General features: G+C 43.7%; 19 protein-coding genes. 10 read left to right on the top strand and 9 right to left on the bottom strand.

Translation table 11 applies throughout. From position 1 onward, the window contains the following. Positions 1-15 precede the first annotated feature (15 nt). A complete protein-coding gene (locus ACE1CD_RS14155; RefSeq protein WP_374797524.1) occupies positions 16-630 on the top strand; it encodes a hypothetical protein in 615 nt (204 codons plus the stop codon). Positions 631-763: 133 nt separating this feature from the next. Further along, positions 764-979: a DUF2283 domain-containing protein gene (locus ACE1CD_RS14150; RefSeq protein WP_374797522.1), complete on the top strand. Its 216-nt coding sequence runs from the start codon at positions 764-766 to the stop codon at positions 977-979. A 143-nt stretch (positions 980-1122) separates the two neighbouring features. Here the strand turns inward: ACE1CD_RS14150 and ACE1CD_RS14145 are convergent, their stop codons facing one another. Then, positions 1123-1290 (bottom strand): hypothetical protein, encoded by a 168-nt coding sequence (locus ACE1CD_RS14145; RefSeq protein WP_374797520.1) that lies wholly within the window; start codon positions 1288-1290, stop codon positions 1123-1125. A gap of 162 nt (positions 1291-1452) precedes the next feature. Between ACE1CD_RS14145 and ACE1CD_RS14140 the strand changes: the two genes are divergently transcribed. After that, positions 1453-3096: an adenylate/guanylate cyclase domain-containing protein gene (locus tag ACE1CD_RS14140; RefSeq protein ID WP_374797518.1), complete on the top strand. Its 1644-nt coding sequence runs from the start codon at positions 1453-1455 to the stop codon at positions 3094-3096. An 83-nt stretch (positions 3097-3179) separates the two neighbouring features. On the opposite strand, the gene ACE1CD_RS14135 is transcribed toward ACE1CD_RS14140, so the two are convergent. Beyond that, on the bottom strand, positions 3180-3977 hold the full coding sequence (locus ACE1CD_RS14135) for an MOSC domain-containing protein (RefSeq protein WP_374824882.1): 798 nt from the start codon (positions 3975-3977) through the stop codon (positions 3180-3182). Between the two features lie 202 nt (positions 3978-4179). Here ACE1CD_RS14135 and ACE1CD_RS14130 point away from each other — a divergent pair, with 202 nt between their 5' ends. Continuing rightward, on the top strand, positions 4180-4923 hold the full coding sequence (locus tag ACE1CD_RS14130) for a carbonic anhydrase (RefSeq protein ID WP_374797514.1): 744 nt from the start codon (positions 4180-4182) through the stop codon (positions 4921-4923). Between the two features lie 277 nt (positions 4924-5200). Here the strand turns inward: ACE1CD_RS14130 and ACE1CD_RS14125 are convergent, their stop codons facing one another. The 3 genes from ACE1CD_RS14125 to ACE1CD_RS14115 all read right to left on the bottom strand — a co-directional run bounded on the left by ACE1CD_RS14125 (position 5201) and on the right by ACE1CD_RS14115 (position 7308). Next, positions 5201-6391, bottom strand: a complete 1191-nt coding sequence (locus ACE1CD_RS14125; RefSeq protein WP_374824937.1) for a glycosyltransferase — start codon at positions 6389-6391, stop codon at positions 5201-5203. 132 nt (positions 6392-6523) lie between these two features. Beyond that, complete coding sequence (locus ACE1CD_RS14120; RefSeq protein ID WP_374824879.1) at positions 6524-6916, bottom strand: hypothetical protein; 393 nt, start codon at positions 6914-6916, stop codon at positions 6524-6526. After that, complete coding sequence (locus ACE1CD_RS14115) at positions 6895-7308, bottom strand: HEPN domain-containing protein (RefSeq protein WP_374824876.1); 414 nt, start codon at positions 7306-7308, stop codon at positions 6895-6897. Before ACE1CD_RS14115 ends, ACE1CD_RS14120 begins: the two co-directional genes overlap by 22 nt. An 89-nt stretch (positions 7309-7397) precedes the next feature. On the opposite strand from ACE1CD_RS14115, the gene ACE1CD_RS14110 reads away from it, so the two are divergent. Continuing rightward, the gene (locus ACE1CD_RS14110) at positions 7398-8021 is read left to right on the top strand and encodes a PsbP-related protein (RefSeq protein WP_374824873.1); all 624 of its coding nucleotides are present in this window, start codon (positions 7398-7400) and stop codon (positions 8019-8021) included. Between the two features lie 9 nt (positions 8022-8030). On the opposite strand, the gene ACE1CD_RS14105 is transcribed toward ACE1CD_RS14110, so the two are convergent. Next, on the bottom strand, positions 8031-9014 hold the full coding sequence (locus tag ACE1CD_RS14105; protein ID WP_374824870.1) for a serine protease: 984 nt from the start codon (positions 9012-9014) through the stop codon (positions 8031-8033). After that, positions 9011-9580, bottom strand: coding sequence for a COP23 domain-containing protein (locus tag ACE1CD_RS14100; protein ID WP_374824867.1), 570 nt, complete (start codon positions 9578-9580; stop codon positions 9011-9013). The genes ACE1CD_RS14105 and ACE1CD_RS14100 overlap by 4 nt, the downstream gene beginning before the upstream one ends. A gap of 186 nt (positions 9581-9766) precedes the next feature. On the opposite strand from ACE1CD_RS14100, the gene ACE1CD_RS14095 reads away from it, so the two are divergent. Next, on the top strand, positions 9767-10327 hold the full coding sequence (locus ACE1CD_RS14095; RefSeq protein ID WP_374824865.1) for a GNAT family N-acetyltransferase: 561 nt from the start codon (positions 9767-9769) through the stop codon (positions 10325-10327). Between the two features lie 566 nt (positions 10328-10893). Here ACE1CD_RS14095 and ACE1CD_RS14090 read toward each other — a convergent pair. Together ACE1CD_RS14090 and ACE1CD_RS14085 are read right to left on the bottom strand one after the other, a co-directional pair. Next, on the bottom strand, positions 10894-11340 hold the full coding sequence (locus ACE1CD_RS14090) for a fasciclin domain-containing protein (RefSeq protein ID WP_374824862.1): 447 nt from the start codon (positions 11338-11340) through the stop codon (positions 10894-10896). After that, complete coding sequence (locus ACE1CD_RS14085; protein WP_374824859.1) at positions 11291-11527, bottom strand: hypothetical protein; 237 nt, start codon at positions 11525-11527, stop codon at positions 11291-11293. The genes ACE1CD_RS14090 and ACE1CD_RS14085 overlap by 50 nt, the downstream gene beginning before the upstream one ends. 537 nt (positions 11528-12064) lie before the next feature. Between ACE1CD_RS14085 and ACE1CD_RS14080 the strand changes: the two genes are divergently transcribed. The 4 genes from ACE1CD_RS14080 to ACE1CD_RS14065 all read left to right on the top strand — a co-directional run bounded on the left by ACE1CD_RS14080 (position 12065) and on the right by ACE1CD_RS14065 (position 17276). Next, complete coding sequence (locus ACE1CD_RS14080) at positions 12065-12337, top strand: GlsB/YeaQ/YmgE family stress response membrane protein (RefSeq protein WP_374797506.1); 273 nt, start codon at positions 12065-12067, stop codon at positions 12335-12337. A gap of 220 nt (positions 12338-12557) precedes the next feature. Then, positions 12558-13352 (top strand): glutathione S-transferase family protein, encoded by a 795-nt coding sequence (locus ACE1CD_RS14075; RefSeq protein WP_374797504.1) that lies wholly within the window; start codon positions 12558-12560, stop codon positions 13350-13352. 87 nt (positions 13353-13439) lie between these two features. Then, positions 13440-15173, top strand: coding sequence for a helicase HerA domain-containing protein (locus tag ACE1CD_RS14070; protein WP_374824856.1), 1734 nt, complete (start codon positions 13440-13442; stop codon positions 15171-15173). A gap of 1119 nt (positions 15174-16292) precedes the next feature. Beyond that, positions 16293-17276, top strand: a complete 984-nt coding sequence (locus ACE1CD_RS14065) for an RNA polymerase sigma factor, RpoD/SigA family (RefSeq protein WP_374797502.1) — start codon at positions 16293-16295, stop codon at positions 17274-17276. Positions 17277-17599: the final 323 nt, after the last annotated feature.

Raw genomic sequence — 17599 nt, 5'->3', positions numbered from 1 at the left:
GTAGGTTAAACTGCGATGTTATTAGAACAAGTGTTTTTCCTTGCCCAATCGAGTACGCCAAGCGATAAAAACCAATTACTTTTGGGCATTCCTATAGAAGTTGGTATCATTATATTAGTGCTGAGCTTGGGCATAATGGCACTCATCGGCGCTTTAATACCCCAAGAAATTCGGCAAAGGATACCGATTATAGCGATGCTGAGTGGATTGCTGGGTTATCTTTTAATCAGTTGGGGGTTATCTGCTGCTAAATCTCCCTGGTTTATTTCTATATTTCCAGGTATAATAGCAACTATTTTGGTGGCGATCGTCGTCAGTGACCTAGTTAAGCTTGACTTTATCTGGGGGTTTTTGGTTGGAATTTGCAGTTTTATATTGGTTGGGTTAATAGCCTATATTTCTGTAGAAGAAGAATGGGGTGAATTGACAAATTTGGCTACATTTGCAGTTGTTTCAATCTTGCTCATTGCCGATACAGCAGCTTTAATCTACTGGTCATTTATTAAGGTAAAAATGGTCAATAATAATTTTGATAAAGTGCAAGTTTTTCTCACAATGATCGGCACAGCTTGGATTGGAGTAGCATTAGGATTAATGGTGAGTATATTGATAGGATCGAGTAAAAGTTAAAAAAGTTGACTCTTTCGGGTTTATGGGGAAAATGTTCGTTTATGTTACAGTTGATTGCTGATGGAGAGACAATTCACAACGCCTTCCCAGACCGAAATTTTGTCATACCAGATGAAAGCTCAGAGGAAGAATTATGAAATTACATTACTACCCAGAAACAGATTCACTTTACATCGAGCTAAATGCCAAACATAGCGAAGATTCTCAAGAAATAGCAGATGGTTTGGTCGTAGACTTTGATGCTGATGGCAATATAGTTGGCATCGATATTGACAACGCTTCCCAAAAACTCGATCTGAAAACTCTAGAAACTGTTAATCTTCCTAGATTGCTTATCACTAACGCCTAAAGTCGTTAGATGTTTCTTTGCAGATACGGTGGCTTTACTTTACTAGCAAACTGAAGCAAACAGACAAATAGCATAATTATATCAAAAATTAGCACTTTCTGCCAGTATATAAGCTAACAAAATATACACGAGCATCCACAATTTCAGTCCCGCGACTTCTGCAACAGCCGCCCGATCCCGAAGCTACATCTCGATCGCTGACAAATGCAGTTGAGTTTGGTAGGGGAAATATCTAGGATTGTTTCATGCTGAGCGATCGCTCCTATGCGTGAATTAGGATCGAAGTAGGTTTTGGCCTGTTTCTTCTTCACAATTGTCTTATGGATACCAATTTTGCGATCGATGCGGTTATGGTGGTACTAAGTAGACGAGATCGCCTGCAAATGCACGCGATCGCATAGCCTGGGCCAACTTATTAAAGATCTTCAGGGTATCTATTGAAAATATTTTGCTAACAAAAACAGGTGGTATTAATGATTGAGCTTAAACTGCACCTATACATCGAACAACATATAGAAAAAACCATCACCGTCAGTCGGGATATTTTTACTTTAGGTCGGGCAATAGACTGCGATTGGCACTTGCCTTACTTTGGCATTTCCCGATATCATGCCCGCCTTTTTAAGAAACCAGAGGGAGTGTGGTTTATTGAAGATATGGGCAGCCGAAACGGTACCGTCGTGAACGAACAATTGGTTGAATCTCCTCAAATATTGAAGCACGGCGATGTGATTCAGTTAGGCAGCGTTTATCTGAGCGCACTATTCTATGACGACGCATTGAAAATCAACAATGATGATATGGATACTCAAGTTGTAGGCATGACCATTTTTCGGAATGTTCAAGACCTACGACAGCAGTGGATACAAGCTGACGATCGCGGCGATGAAGCCGATCGTCAAGAAATAACTATTTCCCGTCTCAAAGATTTGTTAGATATAGCCCAAGGTTTAAATTCTGCTGTATCTATAGAGGCAATTTTTAAAGCAGCGCAGGCAGTCGTTTTCCGTTACCTTGACAAGATTGAGCGCTTAGCTTTATTAATTGATATTAATGGGTCTGGAAAACTTGAATTGCTCAAAGGTGCTGCCAGAGATGTATACGAACAAAAATATTTGAAACCGGATGGAAATTGGATTAGTCGCACCATCTGTCAAAAAGTCTTTAATGAAAAAGTAGCTATTCAAACGGCAGATGCCCAAAAAGACAACCGATTTGATAGCGAACAAAGCATCATCGATAAAGGCATCCATAACGTCATGGCTGTGCCTCTTTGGGATGAAGATAAAGTTGTGGGAGTTCTTTATGCCGACGGTCACGTTTGTATGCAAGATTCCCATCAGGGAAGTGAGGAAGATATTAGCTTTTTTTCGACATTAGCAAATTTAGTAGCAGCCAGCGTGCAACGTTGGCTGCTTACCCGCAAACTCAGAAACGAAGAAAAGATTCGGCACAGATTGGAACGCTATCACTCTCCAGCAGTTGTGCAACAAATGATGACAGCCGGCACTTTGGAAAACAGTCGTCTTCTGCCTAAAGAAAGCGAGATCAGTATTTTATTTGCCGATATCGTTGGTTTTACCGCTCTTTCAGAACGTTTGAGCCCAGCGGAAATTGCTAATTTGCTTAACAGTTTCTTTGAGGAAATGTTGCAGGAAGTTTTTACAGCAGGTGGCACGCTAGATAAATTTATTGGAGATTGCATAATGGCCTTTTTTGGGGCTCCTGAACCTCAGCCAGATCATGCAGACAGAGCTTTTGCCGCTGCCAAAGGAATGCTCGATCGCCTGGATAATCTTAATGCCAAAAAAGCCTTGCGCGAACCGCTACAATTGCGAATTGCTATTAATACAGGTAAAGCTGTCGTGGGAGATGTCGGTAGTTCTCAACGAGTAGACTATACGGTGTTGGGAGGAACTATTAATTTGGCATCTCGAATGGAAGCAATTTGTCCGATCGGTAAATGTGTGGTGAGCGAAACAACTTATAATATGTTGCGGCCATCTCAACGTATAGCTTTAGACGATATGGGAGAATATCGTTTCAAAGGTATCGATCGACCCATCCGAGTTTATTACAGTCATAGATCCAGTATTACGGAGATTATTACCGATTGAACGCACATAATTTCAGATGGCAAATTGAAAAAGTCTGCTGGGAAATCGGAAATTTGAAATTACCTCCAGCGATAGGGGAGCGCCTATGAGATATGCTCAGTTGACAAGCACTTAATTTCATCTCCAATATGTAAAATCTTTCCCGCTTCCGAGCTTGGCACTTTCGTATTCACACTCAGGCGATAAAAATGATTGAACCGCGATGAATTTACCCAAGATGGCAAAGTTTCTCGCCGCTTTTGCGAAAATACTTTTTGGAAATTGGGATAACTTTCTCCAGTGCGGGAGCTTCTTGTCGGCACAATGCAGCGTTGGCAAGGGTTAATTCCTTCCAACAGCACTTCTCCTATTTGAAATCGCACAACTTCTTCGGGATTTGCAAACAGTCGGTCTTCCCAAAACGGAGGTACTCCGCCAATTTCCAGGTTAGCTCGCAAGCGCAGTCGCATTTCATCTACACTAATTCCCGGAAACCAAGATGCGACTGTTTCCAGAGTAGCAGTACTAATAATTGTTGGCCCCGATGCAATTGGATCGTCTGGAAAACCGGTGAGGGAGTTTCTAGTTATTTGAACCGTCAAACCGAAAAAGTCACTTAACCAAGCTTGCAATTCTCTCGATTCTTGTTCTAAATGAAATGTTCGTTTTTCTACTTGACCTTGTATTTGTAAGGAGACAGTGTTTGCGGCTGCATCCCAAGTCGATCGCAACAAATGAACCTTGGCGTTACTCTTCCCATTGACAAATCTACCTTTTGCGTCTATTATTCCAAACTCTCGATCTTGCTCTAAAGCACCGCTGGCAAGAACAGTTACTTGAGTAACCGATACTGCGTCGAGAGATTTAATCGGGTAAATGAAAATGCCTGCGAGATATGGCATTTGCATAGTTCTGATGATAGTACAGCGATATCCTTCGGCAAGCAAGGCGAGTAGGCCATACCCGCACAGTCGCGTCTGGCCTTATTTTTGTACTATATCTTAAGTTTTGCGATCTTTAAAATTCAATCGTTAGATATAGATGGTAATTTTATATAATGAACATCCTCCTAAAGGAGGAAGAAAATTGCACTCAAACAGACTTATGACTCGAATAAATGGATATCTTGGCCGTCGCCATCTCTTGAAACTGGCAGGGATTGGAGGGGTTGGCGTTGCTGCTACTGCTGGTAGCGGAGTACTATGGGGCGCAAAGGAAGCTGTCACGCCACCATTGGCTGTCGCACAAGCAGAGCCCACAGATTTTAAACCAGTTAGTGGCGATGAAGCTTTGAAAAAGTTGCTGGATGGGAATAAAAGGTTTGTGGAGGAAAAGCGAGAATATCCCGACCAATCGCGGGGACGTTTAAAGTCAGTCGCCACCGCTCAGCATCCCTTTGCGACTATTCTCAGTTGCGCCGATTCGCGAGTACCTGCGGAAATTATTACAGATCAAGGGCTTGGGGATTTATTTGTAGTTCGTATAGCTGGTAATGTCATAAGTCCTTACGTTATAGGCAGTCTTGAATTCTCTGTGGTAGAATTGGGCGTTCAATTAATCATGATTCTGGGTCATGAAAGATGCGGTGCAGTATCAGCCGCAGTCAAAGGCGAACCGCTCCCCGGTAGAATTGGCACTTTTGTTGAGGACATCAAGCCAGCAGTCGAAAGCGTCAGAAACAAACCAGGTAATTTAGTTGAAAATACAGTTGTAGCAAATGTTCAACATCAAGTTAAATCCTTGCTAGAAAGCTCAGTGATGCTAGCTCAAAATGTTAGGGAAGGGAAACTAAAAGTTGTGGGAGGTCGTTACGATCTCGATACTGGGGAAGTAACGATCGTTACTTAGGGTTTGCTGAATAAGTCTACAGAGCCAATCTAGAGACCAGACTGCTTGAAAAATAGTAGGGTTCGTTGTGTGAGTTCCTCAATTTACACAGCGATTTCCCGCAAATATGCAAGTGGTTTGAGCCTATAGATGTTATAATCTTGGACTTGGAAGCTCAAAAAGGCTCAAAACTCTTGTCCGTCTTATCTTCCACCTTTATTCAGCAAGCCCTACTTAATTTCAGTGCTGTTCTTAGTTGTGGGCTTTGCGATCGAATTTTTCTACTTGCGATCGGATGTCAAAAATTAAAACCCATTTCCCGCAAACCTTGGCGAAGTCGTTGCGCTTCCGATGGGTTATGCTGTTCGTGAAGGGCGATCGCTCTGGCAAACGCTGACAAACTTTCCTGCACATAGCCTACTTTCAGGAGAACAACACCTAAATTTTGGTAAGCTTCCGCATAATTGGGATTCAAATTAATTGCTTTTTGGTAAGCTGCGATCGCATCCTCCCAACGCCCCAACACTTTTAACGTCATCCCCAAATTATAGTAACCGGGAGCAAAATTAGGATCGATTTGTAACGCAGTTTCGTATGCAGTTTTAGCCTGCTGAAGCTTAGAATTATCCTTCAGCACATTACCCAAATTATTGTAAGCAGCTAATTTCAGCTTCGGGAATATCGGTACTTGAGTAGCAGCTTGATAATGGTATTTAGCTAAATTTAATTGTTGTAAATGCTCGTAAGCAATACCCAAATGGTAGTGTAGTTCATACAGCACCAAATCATCGATTGATTTTGAATTTAAACCGCGCTTCAGGAGTTCGACGCCGCGATCGATATCGCCAACTTGCACGTATAATGCTCCTAATTTGCTACACACATAGGCATCATCTGGATGTTTTGCCAGATAACTTTCCATCGCCGCCTGTGCTTTTTGGAATTTATTTTTCGATGCGATCGCCTCCGGTTGATAGCCGTAATGTACAATAGCTACATCCGGCAAATAACCCACCTGCCATTGCGGTTCTCGCTGCAACAATTGCACAACACTATCATCCACCATCGCATGATAAGGTCGCGAAAAACGAATTGCCGGATGATTGCGAAATAACCGGGAAACCAAAGAATAAGGCGATCCGATTGCGCCTACTTCTTGTCGCACCAAATTAACAACCAAATTGCCAGGTTGAAGAATTGCTTGTTTTAACTGCGGTACAATTTCCGGCGTCAGCACCTCATCCGCATCCAAAACTAAAACCCAGTCCCCCTGCACGTATTTCAGCGCCTCATTTCTAGCAGCTGCGAAATCATCGCACCATTCAAAGTGATAAACACTCGCGCCAAACTGCTTGGCAATTTCCGGCGTCCTGTCCGTAGACCCGGTATCCAGCACTACCATCTCGTCTACCGCATCCTTAACGCTGCTGAGACAGTTGGGTAGGGAAGTTTCTTCATTTTTGACGATCGTACACAAGCTAAGCATAATTTACATTTGGGAAATAAGTTATCGGATAAGTGCAATAGACCTCTCCAAATATTCTTGTGGGGTAGGCATCCTGCCTGCCTTTGAGATTGTTTTCTGGAGATATCTAATGTAAACGAACCATCGCAGGTTATTTTATGGTGTTACATAGTAGATATAGATATCATCAACGTATCTATTTTTGATTGAGTTTCCCCTCAATCTCATATTCGATAATATGCCGGGATTTTGCTTATCTAAATAACGCAATCCTTCTACCAATTCATCTTTATCGCTAAGCACCGTAGTTTCCGCAACCGATATTCCTACAGAAGGTGAAAACTTTGCCAATACTTTTTGCACGAAACTGTAAGCTTTAAATGGCCCCTGCTCATCATATAATGGTGATGCAAATGTCAACCGCCATTCATCAGGCTCTGGTTTGTAAAGCCAGAACGCCGAATTTACTGGGAAGCCATTTTTTTGGAGAGCCACTATTACTTTTCGCCCTTCTTCTATATCTTTTTCTACCAAAATTGTCTTATCCATCGCAAAACACCATGATTTCTATTAGCCACAGCAGCGTACATATTCTGAGCTTCCACCTCAGTCCATCTCTGGTAACGGCTATCTTCCGACCATTGTACAACAATTGCCCAATTAGTCGCAAAAACCAGATCGGTGATACTTTCGTGAGCTAAATTTGACTGAAGTCCAGACACTTGCACGAGCTTTTTGAGATCGTGAGTGTAACTGTCAATCACAATCTTTTTGTCTGGAAAGTCATGCTTATTCGTTTTTTTGGCAATGCAAGCTTTTAACCCGCATTCAACTACATAGCCGCAAAGATAGTACGCTCCGTCATAATATCCGTTATCTAGCAGCACTTTGGCTTCTTTAAGTCTAAGGCGGGCTATGTCTTGAAGATGCTTTTTATTCACAGAATTAACTTCTTTTGATAATTTCCCGTAGGAATGCTAAAATTTATTTGATAACCTTATGACAAGCTGGCATAAACTTTCCCAACCCTATGACTTCTATACCACCATCGCAATCTCCTAAATCCTCCCGAAAAAAGAAGAAACTTTCGTTACGTAAATCAATTACTTTAGTAGGTGTAATTTTAGGTATTCCTGGTTCTATAGCTGCTTTATTAAGCATTCCAGAGTGTAAAGAAATTTTATTTCCATCTATGAAAGAATACAGTGATAAAGATTATGGTTTCCAGCTTAAATATCCTAAAGATTGGCAACCAATAAAAAAAGACCCCACACTCACAGGTGTTGTGGCTGAATTCACACCACCAAAAGATAAAAGTTCAACTTCTTGTCAAGCCAGTATAATTGTCGGTTATTCCGAACCACAAAGAATAATGTCTCTAGATCAATATACAAATTCAGTAATAATTCCTGAAATAAAAACAGATTTTCCAAATATTCAACTTCCCTTTCCAACCGCAGAAAACTTAGCTCAGCGTAATGCTAACCAAGTTATTTACAGTGGTCAATTGGATGGATGTAATTGGCAAAAATTAGAGATATGGACATTAGATAAAATTAAAGCATACCGAATTACCTATCAAGCAGAAATAAGCGACTACCCGAAGTTTGAAAAAACGGCAAAAGAAATGATTAAGACGTTTGAATTAAGATAAATTGAAACTTCAACGACTATATGCTTCGCCAACTTCTCCACTGCCAAACTCTTTTTTCATCAGTTGGGCAAAAGCTTCGGCTATAGCTCGATTCTGAAAGGAAACCACCTGGATATATGTGCGATTGGGATCTCTTTTATCATTTGGAAATGCGTCACGGCAAAATCTAGATTGAATTTGTCGGAGTCTTTGCTCGCTGTAATTCACAAATACGGGATACCATGTTTGAAGTCCAGGTGGATTGGAACCTCCACAAGTTTGTTTGGGGAAACCTGTAAGTTCTGGACGTGGGGGAGGTGCGGAACTAGAAATTCCACATGGAGATCTACCATATTGTCGATCCCAAACCGAAAAAATGTTGATGGGAATGCCTAAAAATCCTATCTCTCCGTATTTACCCGATCCGTTAATTCCAATCACTATTCCTTGATCGTTGAGCACTGGACCGCCACTCATCCCTGGTTGAGTAAGATTGGTATAGCGCAAGGTATAGCCTCCCTCTCTAGGTCCTGGCAAAACATCGCGAATGCTACCATCAACAAACATAAAGCGACGCTGTAAGGAAATGCCGTCTTTATCAGCCCACCCAGCCACATAAACCCTATCGCTCTGCCCAACTGGGACTGAATCACCTAAAGCAGCTTTGGGATAGCCATTGTATTCTGTTTGGAAACCTAGCACTGCCAAATCTACGCCCTGTATTCGTCTGATTTGGCTGGAGTTAACGATATAACGATCGCCACGAATTTCAACTATATAATTTCCCTGCCTTTCAACCACGTGCCAATTGGTGAGAACCGTATAACAAATGGGATTGCTGCCTTCCTTCTCCACAATCACCCCCGATCCATTATTAGGCCCATCAATACGCACTGTAATCGCCGCAGCTTTTTCCCGAATCTGTGCAGTTGTTAGTCCCATCACCAACTGAGCCTGCAATACCGCAATTCCTGCACTGAGAAACACCATCGAAAGTCGAGCGCAAAAATTCATAACCTTCTGGAGCATTGGTTAACGGAAGTTTCGCCTAGTAATATATCAATATTGAGATAAGCTTCAGTGTCAACATAAGTAATTAGTTGACAGCTGCTAAAGTAAACTGGATTCCCACGCTGGCGACGAACTAAATCTGTTAGCTGTTCGAGAACTTCTTTGGCGTTAGTTCCAGAACGGAGCGTGACTATCACCTGGTTGCCAGGACAGCTGCCGCCTTTATTAAGGACACTGCATAAAACAGGAGAATTATTAACAGTTGCAGTTCGGATGTATTTCAGTATTTGGTTATTTTGATGTGCTTGCAGTCGTTCGGTAACTATTTGACAACGCTCTGGCGGAGTGTAGCGCGTACCGGCAAAATCATTACGCACCCAAAGTATCATCACTTGGTCTCTCCGTCCTGGAGAGCGAACAAAGGTTGCGGGTACAGTCCTGCCATTGTGTTGGCTTGTCCCGCAGACAAACGTCCTTCCTGCTGCATTGCTCGATTGACCGATGGTAGCAGTTGAGACGAGGACTATGGCACACCCCGTCAGTACTTGGGCAAAGAACCCCCTTTTCATGCCAAGCTCCCTAAAACTATCAAAGCCAGATTAGTTAACTTTTGCAGGATAATAATTTCCTATTGCGGTTATAATTTTAACCTCTTCCTAGCGATAGATGTCAAGTTATGCTTGATAGTTAGTAGGTTTGGGGAGTGCGCTCGCCCATCCGAACACTGGTAAACTTCGATCGCAGCCTTAACAGCAGTGCAAATTCAAAACATCTTTACCGATTTACCCGTTCTAGAAACCGAGCGCCTCCTACTGCGGAAACTCAACTGGGAGGATACAGACGATATTTTCGAGTACGCCTCTGACCCGGAAGTTTCCCAGTGGACTACCTGGTCGGCGCATGAGTCGATCGCAGATACTAAAACTTTTCTAAATGCCGTCATCAATGAATACGCAAATCATGAAGTTGCGCCTTGGGGAATCCTAGATAAAGCAGACGGCAAGATAATTGGAACCTGCGGATTTGTTGATTGGATTTATCATGACGATCGTGCCGAAATTGGCTACGCACTTTCCAGAAAGTATTGGGGAAAAGGATATATGACAGAAGCGGTTCGTGCTATCATTGACTTAGGTTTTCGCACAATGCAGCTAAATCGAATTGAAGCTAGATGCAAGATTGAAAATATTGCTTCCGCACGAGTTATGGAAAAAGTTGGTATGAAATTTGAAGGCATTCTGCGGGAACACCTATTTGCCAAAGGCAGCTATCACGACCTTAAAATATACGCAATTTTGTGGAAAGAATGGGATTAATTGTTAATTGTAAATTGTTAGATAAAAAACTTATGCAAAGAAACCCTGTTTCTGATACTGGCGCGAGCTAATCTATTTGTAGGTTGGGTTGAGCCATAGCGAAACCCAACAAATTATACTAATAAGTTGGGTTTCGTTCCTCAACCCAACCTACCAGTTTTTGTAGTGATAATAAAAACTTATCTAATCGTAGGGTGGGTTAGGCACGGGCGATAAATTCAGAACTTTCGATCGATAATTTAAGTTCCCGTGCCGTAACCCACCATCACACATCTGTAACGTACACAAACATTTTTCACCATAAACCCGAAAGACCCAAATTGCCTTCTTATCTGCGTTTATCTGCGTTTATCTGCCTACATCTGCGGTAAAAATTTAACACCCGACACAGATAATATGAGAGCATCACTCATATATTACCGATGCCACCAGACATGATATAAGTTGGGTTTCGTTCCTCAACCCAACCTACCAGTTATGCAAAGAAATAGGGTTTCTAGACTAACAGTCTCCGTTTTTGGAGAAGGACAATTGCCAGAAACCCGATTTCCGATACTTAGAAAAAATTAACGAAGTCTAGATTGCAATTCCGGAGGCACAATGATTTTGTCAATTACGTGGATAACACCGTTGCTGGCTTGGATATCAGCCTGAGTAACTCTGGCGTTATTCACCATTACTTGCTTTTTACGAGCATCCACGCGCACCCTGACAGGACTGCCTTCCACGGTTTTCACTTCTCCCGTTTTCAGGTCGCTGGAGAGAACTTTACCGGGAACAACATGGTAAGTCAAAATTTTGGTCAGCAGAGCTTTGTTTTCTGGCAGCAACAACTTTTGCAACGTTTCTTGAGGCAAAGCTGCAAATGCGGCATCGGTGGGTGCAAAGACAGTGAATGGGCCGTTTCCAGACAGAGTTTCCGTCAGTTCTGCTGCTTGCAAAGCTTTGGTCAATGTCTTGAAGTTATCGTTGGCAGAAGCGATCGCTACTATGGTATCGCTCTCGGAGGTCATTTCCCCAGATGCAGACGTACCTTCTTGGCTGGGCTGACTGGAAGTAGGCCGATTGATTTTGGCTAGTCTCGTTATTTCTCGACCCTGCTTGTGCCATTGTTGGCAGATAAATCAGTGCACTAGCCCCTATCACCGCCATAAAGCCAGCCAGCTTCTTGTTCCACTTTTGCATATCTTGTGTTTTCATCCGTAGCTCCTGACTTGCCGAAAATTTATTACGAAATGTAAACTAATATTTCGCTCTATTGCATCTTTCCATAGGCTGATGCCAAAGTTTCAACTTAGTTCTATAAAAAACCCCTTCCTTTCGACAGAAAGGTAGAAGAGGAGAATCAAACTGGTGAATTACTTCTGCCGCGTGTACTATAGCGCCGGTCAACTAATTAGAGAAACCGGGTTTCTTGCGGTAGTAACAACAAAATTTCGAGTTTTCCCATCCCATCAACCCGATTTTTTAGCTTCCATATGCGAATACTTGACTGATGCTCTAGGAATAGTTGGACTGGCAAAAAATATTTCTAGAGATACTCCATATTTTAGCAATTTAAACATATTTAAAACATCTCAAATAATGGAAATGCTATTTTTATCTAATTGAACTAGAAGTAATCGCTTGAAAACCTATGCCTTGTGGATATTCCTTATGATAGAGGCCGTCTTTAAATTCGGGTTGATAACGTATATTTAAGAAGGTAAAAATTGAACATAAAAAGGAGAAAATCAAATGGCTGGAATTTTAGCTTGGATTGTTTTAGGTCTGATTGCTGGAGCGATTGCTAAAGCGATATATCCAGGTCATCAAGGCGGCGGCATTTTTGCCACGATCGGCTTGGGAATTTTGGGCGCGATCGCCGGTGGTTGGCTGGGCAATCTGCTCTTGGGAACAAGCGGAGGAGCAGCATACGGAGCCCTGACAATACCCAGTGTTGCTTTTGCTGTGATTGGCGCTATGGTTCTAATTTTCTTGTGGGGTTTGTTAACCCGTCAAAGTGCATAATAAACAAATATCCGTTCCCTTCAAAATGGCGTCAGCAACCCCACTGCAAAGCAGTGGGTTTTTATTTAATTTGGTTATTAGTCATCAGTCAACTGTCAACGGTCAGAGGTCACTGAAAAACACCAGAAAAATCACAACGGTAATTTGGCAACTGACAACTGACTGATGACTAAAGTAGAATAAACTTTTTAACGATCGGCCAGAAATAAGGAGAAAGAAAATGCTGGAGTTATACCAGTTTGAAATGTCCCACTACTCTGAGAAAGTGCGGCTGATCCTGGACTATAAAGGGTTGACGTACCGGAAAATAGAAGTCACACCGGGAATCGGACAATTAGAATTGTTCAGAATGTCCGGTCAGCGACAAGTGCCGGTACTCAAAGACGGGAACGAGATTGTGGTAGATTCGACAGCGATCGCCAAGTACCTCGATCGCAAATACCCAGAAAAGCCCATCATTCCCGTCAATCCAGAACAACGCGGACAGTGTTTGCTGATTGAAGAATGGGCTGATGAGTCGATCGGACTCAAAGCTCGCAAAGCGTTATTTGGCGCACTCAGCCAAAATCAAAGCTTCCGTACCTCCGTTTTGCCCCCCACAACCCCCGATTTTGTTAAACTCCTAGTGGGCGCAGTGCCGGGAGACTTTTTCAATCTGTTGGGTTCGGGGATTGGCTTTGGCCCTGATGTTGTAAAATCATCCCAAGAAGACCTCAAACAAGACCTAGAAGCTGTCAGTCTGCTACTCTTAAATAAGCCTTATTTGGTTACAGACTATCCCACTTTGGCAGATTTTGCCGTAGCTGGTTTGAGTATGTACATCAAAATTCCCGAAGGGCCTTATCTAGAGATTCCGGAAACGCTCAAAGGAAAGGGAGTCCCAGGACTGGCTGATAGCGCGGCATACGAAACGTTCTTCAACTGGCGCGATCGTCTTTATGCCCAATATCGCAAACAACCCACACCTACCACTACTACCACTCCCTCTTCTCCCACTTCGATTGAAATAGATTAATCTCGCAAATAGCTAATGGCTAATTGCTAATATTTGAATGCGATTAGCTATTAGCCATTAGCAATTAAAAATAAGTGCAGCTTGAACATGAATTTAGGCAAGCCATTAGGTTCGGTAATTGAAGGTTCCCTCAGCGATGGGTTGCAAGTGCGACTGCACCCGGATGTTTCCGTGGAAGATATGCGCGTGGGCAAATTTTTGGTGGTGCAGGGGGTGCGATCGCGCTTTTTCTGTTTGTTAACAGATGTAGCTTTAGGAACATCCAGTTTACGCATTATCGCCAATCCGCCCGCAGAGTCAGATGATTTCCTGCGAGAAGTTTTAGCCGGCAGCGGCACCTACGGTACGATCGAACTCGCGCCGATGTTGATGTTCACCCCCACACCAGAACCGCCCGGTTTCTACGTTCCCAACGGCAAAACTCCCAAGCTGCCATTAGAAACACAGGGAATGCTGGCATCGTTTCAAGCACAAAGCAGCGAACAGATAGAATTGCGTCCGGTCAAAACAATTCCCACTCACTTCAGCCAAGTATACGATGCCCAAGAACGCGACTTTCGCACTGTGTTTGGTTGGGAAGATGACCCCCATCGACGCAACTTTGCGATCGGTCAACCTTTAGATATGGATGTGCCAGTTTGTATCGATTTGGACAGATTTGTAGAACGCAGCAACGGCGTATTCGGTAAATCCGGCACAGGCAAATCCTTTCTCACCAGGCTGCTGCTATCCGGGATCATTCGCAGGCAGGCAGCCGTTAACCTGATTTTCGATATGCACTCGGAATATGGTTGGGAAGCTGTTTCGGAAGGCAAAAACTTCAACACCGTTAAAGGTTTGCGCCAGCTATTTCCGGGAATTGTGCAAATTTATACCCTAGATCCCCAATCCACCAGGCGACGAGGAGTGCGCGACGCCCAAGAACTTTACTTAGGTTACGACCAAATTGAAGTAGAAGATATCAAGTTAGTAGGACAAGAGTTAGGTATTTCGGAAGCGTCGCTGGATAATGCCAACATCCTCCGCAACGAATTTGGCAATTCCTGGATTACCCATCTGCTGAACATGACAAATGAAGATATCAAGATGTTCTGCGAGGAAAAGAAAGGTCACATCGGTTCGATTATGGCCTTGCAGCGCAAACTCCTGCGACTGGAAAATCTTAAATATATGCGATCGACCTGCCCCCGCAACTACGTCAATCAAATTTTACAATCCCTGGAAGCGGGTAAGCACGTGGTAGTTGAGTTTGGTTCCCAGTCGGATATGCTCTCCTATATGTTGGTGACCAACGTCATCACCAGACGCATCCACAAAGAGTACGTCCGCAAGGCAGAATTGTTTCTGCAAACCAAAAATCCGATCGATCGCCCCCAACAGCTGGTCATCACGATCGAAGAAGCCCATCGATTTCTCGATCCAGCTATTGTGCAAGGTACAATTTTTGGTATAATAGCTCGTGAAATGCGGAAGTACTTCGTCACGCTTTTGATAGTGGATCAGCGTCCCTCCGGAATCGATAACGAAGTCATGTCGCAGATCGGCACTCGCATCACCGCCTTACTTAACGACGAAAAAGACATCGACGCCATCTTCACAGGTGTCTCCGGTGCTGGCAGCTTGCGCTCTGTTCTAGCTAAACTGGATTCCAAGCAGCAAGCTTTGGTTCTGGGTCATGCTGTTCCCATGCCGGTAGTAGTGCGTACCCGTCCTTACGACGAAAACTTCTATCGCGAAATTGGCGACACACGCTGGGAAGAACGGTCAGATGAGGAAGTTTTCGCCGCCGCTGAATCAGCAAAAGCCGATCTCGGCTTCTAGTCAACTCAGGTAAACATATTAGATTGGCTGAATTTCCCCGACGGCCCCTCCCGAACGCTCAATGCGATCGGCAATTCTAGCTATCTGTGCGGAAAACTAGGGCCAAAAAGTTCGGTAATTTCATACTATTGGGTCTATTAATTAACGGGATAACTGAGGCATCCTTGTATATAGGACTATATCCTCCCCGATCGGGCCAAAAAAAGCCTCCCACAAAACTTAGTTCTGGTAGCTAATTTTGGAGCAAACCTGGGGAATATTAAAGATAACGATGAACCTTTCACCTTTTATCCCTGTCTAAACGGTTATCATCACCAAAGGAATAAAGCAGATGGGGTTCTTAGTTCCAGCAGTCCACTTACTTGAGGTTGTCGATAAATGTCAGCAAATGAAAGATTAACCCAGTGGCTATCTACTCCCTGAAAGAGGAAATAGCAAAGCGACTCTGTTTTGAAAGCTTAGGTTGCCTTTAAACCAGGCTAATCCTATATATGCTTGCAGTTCAAACGCACTCGCACTCATGCCTGCATGGGTTTGCCACTTTAAGGGTGCTACCTTTAAGCTCCGGTATTGCCGATCGCTTTTTTCATTAGCATCCAGAGTAATTATATCTAAATTGAACTGCTAATCACAAAGGTATCGCTTTCATCTCCATCTTCTCAAAGAAATCAGTATTTCCAAGCCGTTTCTGTAGTACAATGAAAATAAGGTAAAGTCATACTCACTTCGACTTGTTAGCATTTGTAACAAATTGCGTACAGTAGAGGCAGGTTGAAAGAAGAAGTAAGGTTTACAGATATACTGGCTAAACACGCCTCCCTCACTGAGAAGTCAAACAAAACAGCAGACGCCCTCTAAAGACAATCCCAGCCTGTGTATTTTCTGGAGGAGAAAAGGATGTGTGGGCAATTAGAAATTTCACTAAAATTCGCTTTTACGAGAGTACCTGACTCTAATATCCTCCTAAAGATAGGAGAAAGCAGCCTCTACATCTATGGCAAGAGGAATTCTGCCAGGGCGTGCAGCTAAGCTTTTGTTAGAATAAAAAGTTTCTTGCTTCCGCCGCCGTTTCGCTCCAGCCACCAATTCGTTGTTTGTCCATATAGTTACCACGCACCCATGCCGACTGTTACCACCCAAACCAATAATACCAACGCAAAATTCACAGCGGATATGGTCCGTACCTATCTGCGCGAGATTGGAAGAGTGCCCCTGCTGACCCGCGAGCAAGAAATCGTCTTTGGGAAGCAGGTGCAGCAAATGATGACCCTGATGGAAGCGAAGGACGCCTTAGCAACCAGTCTAAACCGCGAACCTACTCAGAAAGAGTGGGCAGAATTTGTCAAAATGAGCGAAGAAGCTCTCAGAGAAGCGGTACATCGGGGACAGCGAGCTAAGCAAAAGATGATCGAAGCGAACCTGCGTCTAGTGGTGGCGATCGCTAAGAAGTACCAAAAGCGCAATCTGGAATTCTTAGACTTGATCCAAGAAGGCACCCTGGGTCTGGAACGCGGAGTGGAAAAATTTGACCCGATGCGCGGTTACAAGTTCTCGACCTACGCCTACTGGTGGATTCGCCAAGCGATTACCCGTGCGATCGCCCAGCAAGGTCGTGCGATTCGGTTACCCATCCACATCACCGAAAAACTTAACAAAATCAAAAAAGTGCAGCGGGAACTAGCTCAGCAACTCGGTCGCAGCGCCACCCCAGCTGAAATTGCCGAGTCTCTGGAACTAGAACCGTCCCAGATTCGCGAGTACCTGACGATCGCCCGTCAACCGGTTTCTCTGGATGTCCGAGTTGGCGATAACCAGGATACAGAACTCTCCGATCTGCTGGAAGATGAAGGCCCATCGCCAGAGCATTACATCACCCAGGAGTCCCTGCGCCAAGACCTCGACGATCTCTTGGAGCAACTGACACCTCAGCAACGACAAGTTCTTACCCTGCGTTTCGGTCTGCAAGATGGTAATGCACTTTCCCTAGCCAAAGTGGGCGAGCAGCTCAACCTCAGTCGCGAGCGCGTCCGCCAACTAGAACGTCAAGCTTTGGATCAACTGCGCCGTCACCGCGCCAATGTTCGGGAATACTTGGCCAGCTAAGCCTCTGGTAGTAAATCTCTGGTGGGACGGGTAGCAAGGTTGCTACCCGTCCTAATTTTTTTGGAGGGGCTAGGAAATAGGGAGGGTCAAAAGTCAAAAATCCTCCTCTTCCCGCTCTCCCGCTTCTTTTTGACTTTTGACTTTTGACTTTCTCTAGCCCCTCTATCGCTTTTGTAAAGATTTGTTACAAGAATTGGAAAATATTACTGCTGACAGTGAATCTACCTAACAGTCAAGAGTTAGACTGTTATTGTGAGGAGTTTAGGAGTTTGTCTATAATAACTGCGCCTGCAAAGCTAAAGCGGGCAAAATTTATATTTGGC

Origin of the sequence: Aerosakkonema sp. BLCC-F183, from assembly GCF_041929145.1 — a bacterium.
Taxonomy (GTDB): domain Bacteria; phylum Cyanobacteriota; class Cyanobacteriia; order Cyanobacteriales; family Aerosakkonemataceae; genus Aerosakkonema.
This window is presented reverse-complemented; position numbering and strand designations above follow the sequence as displayed.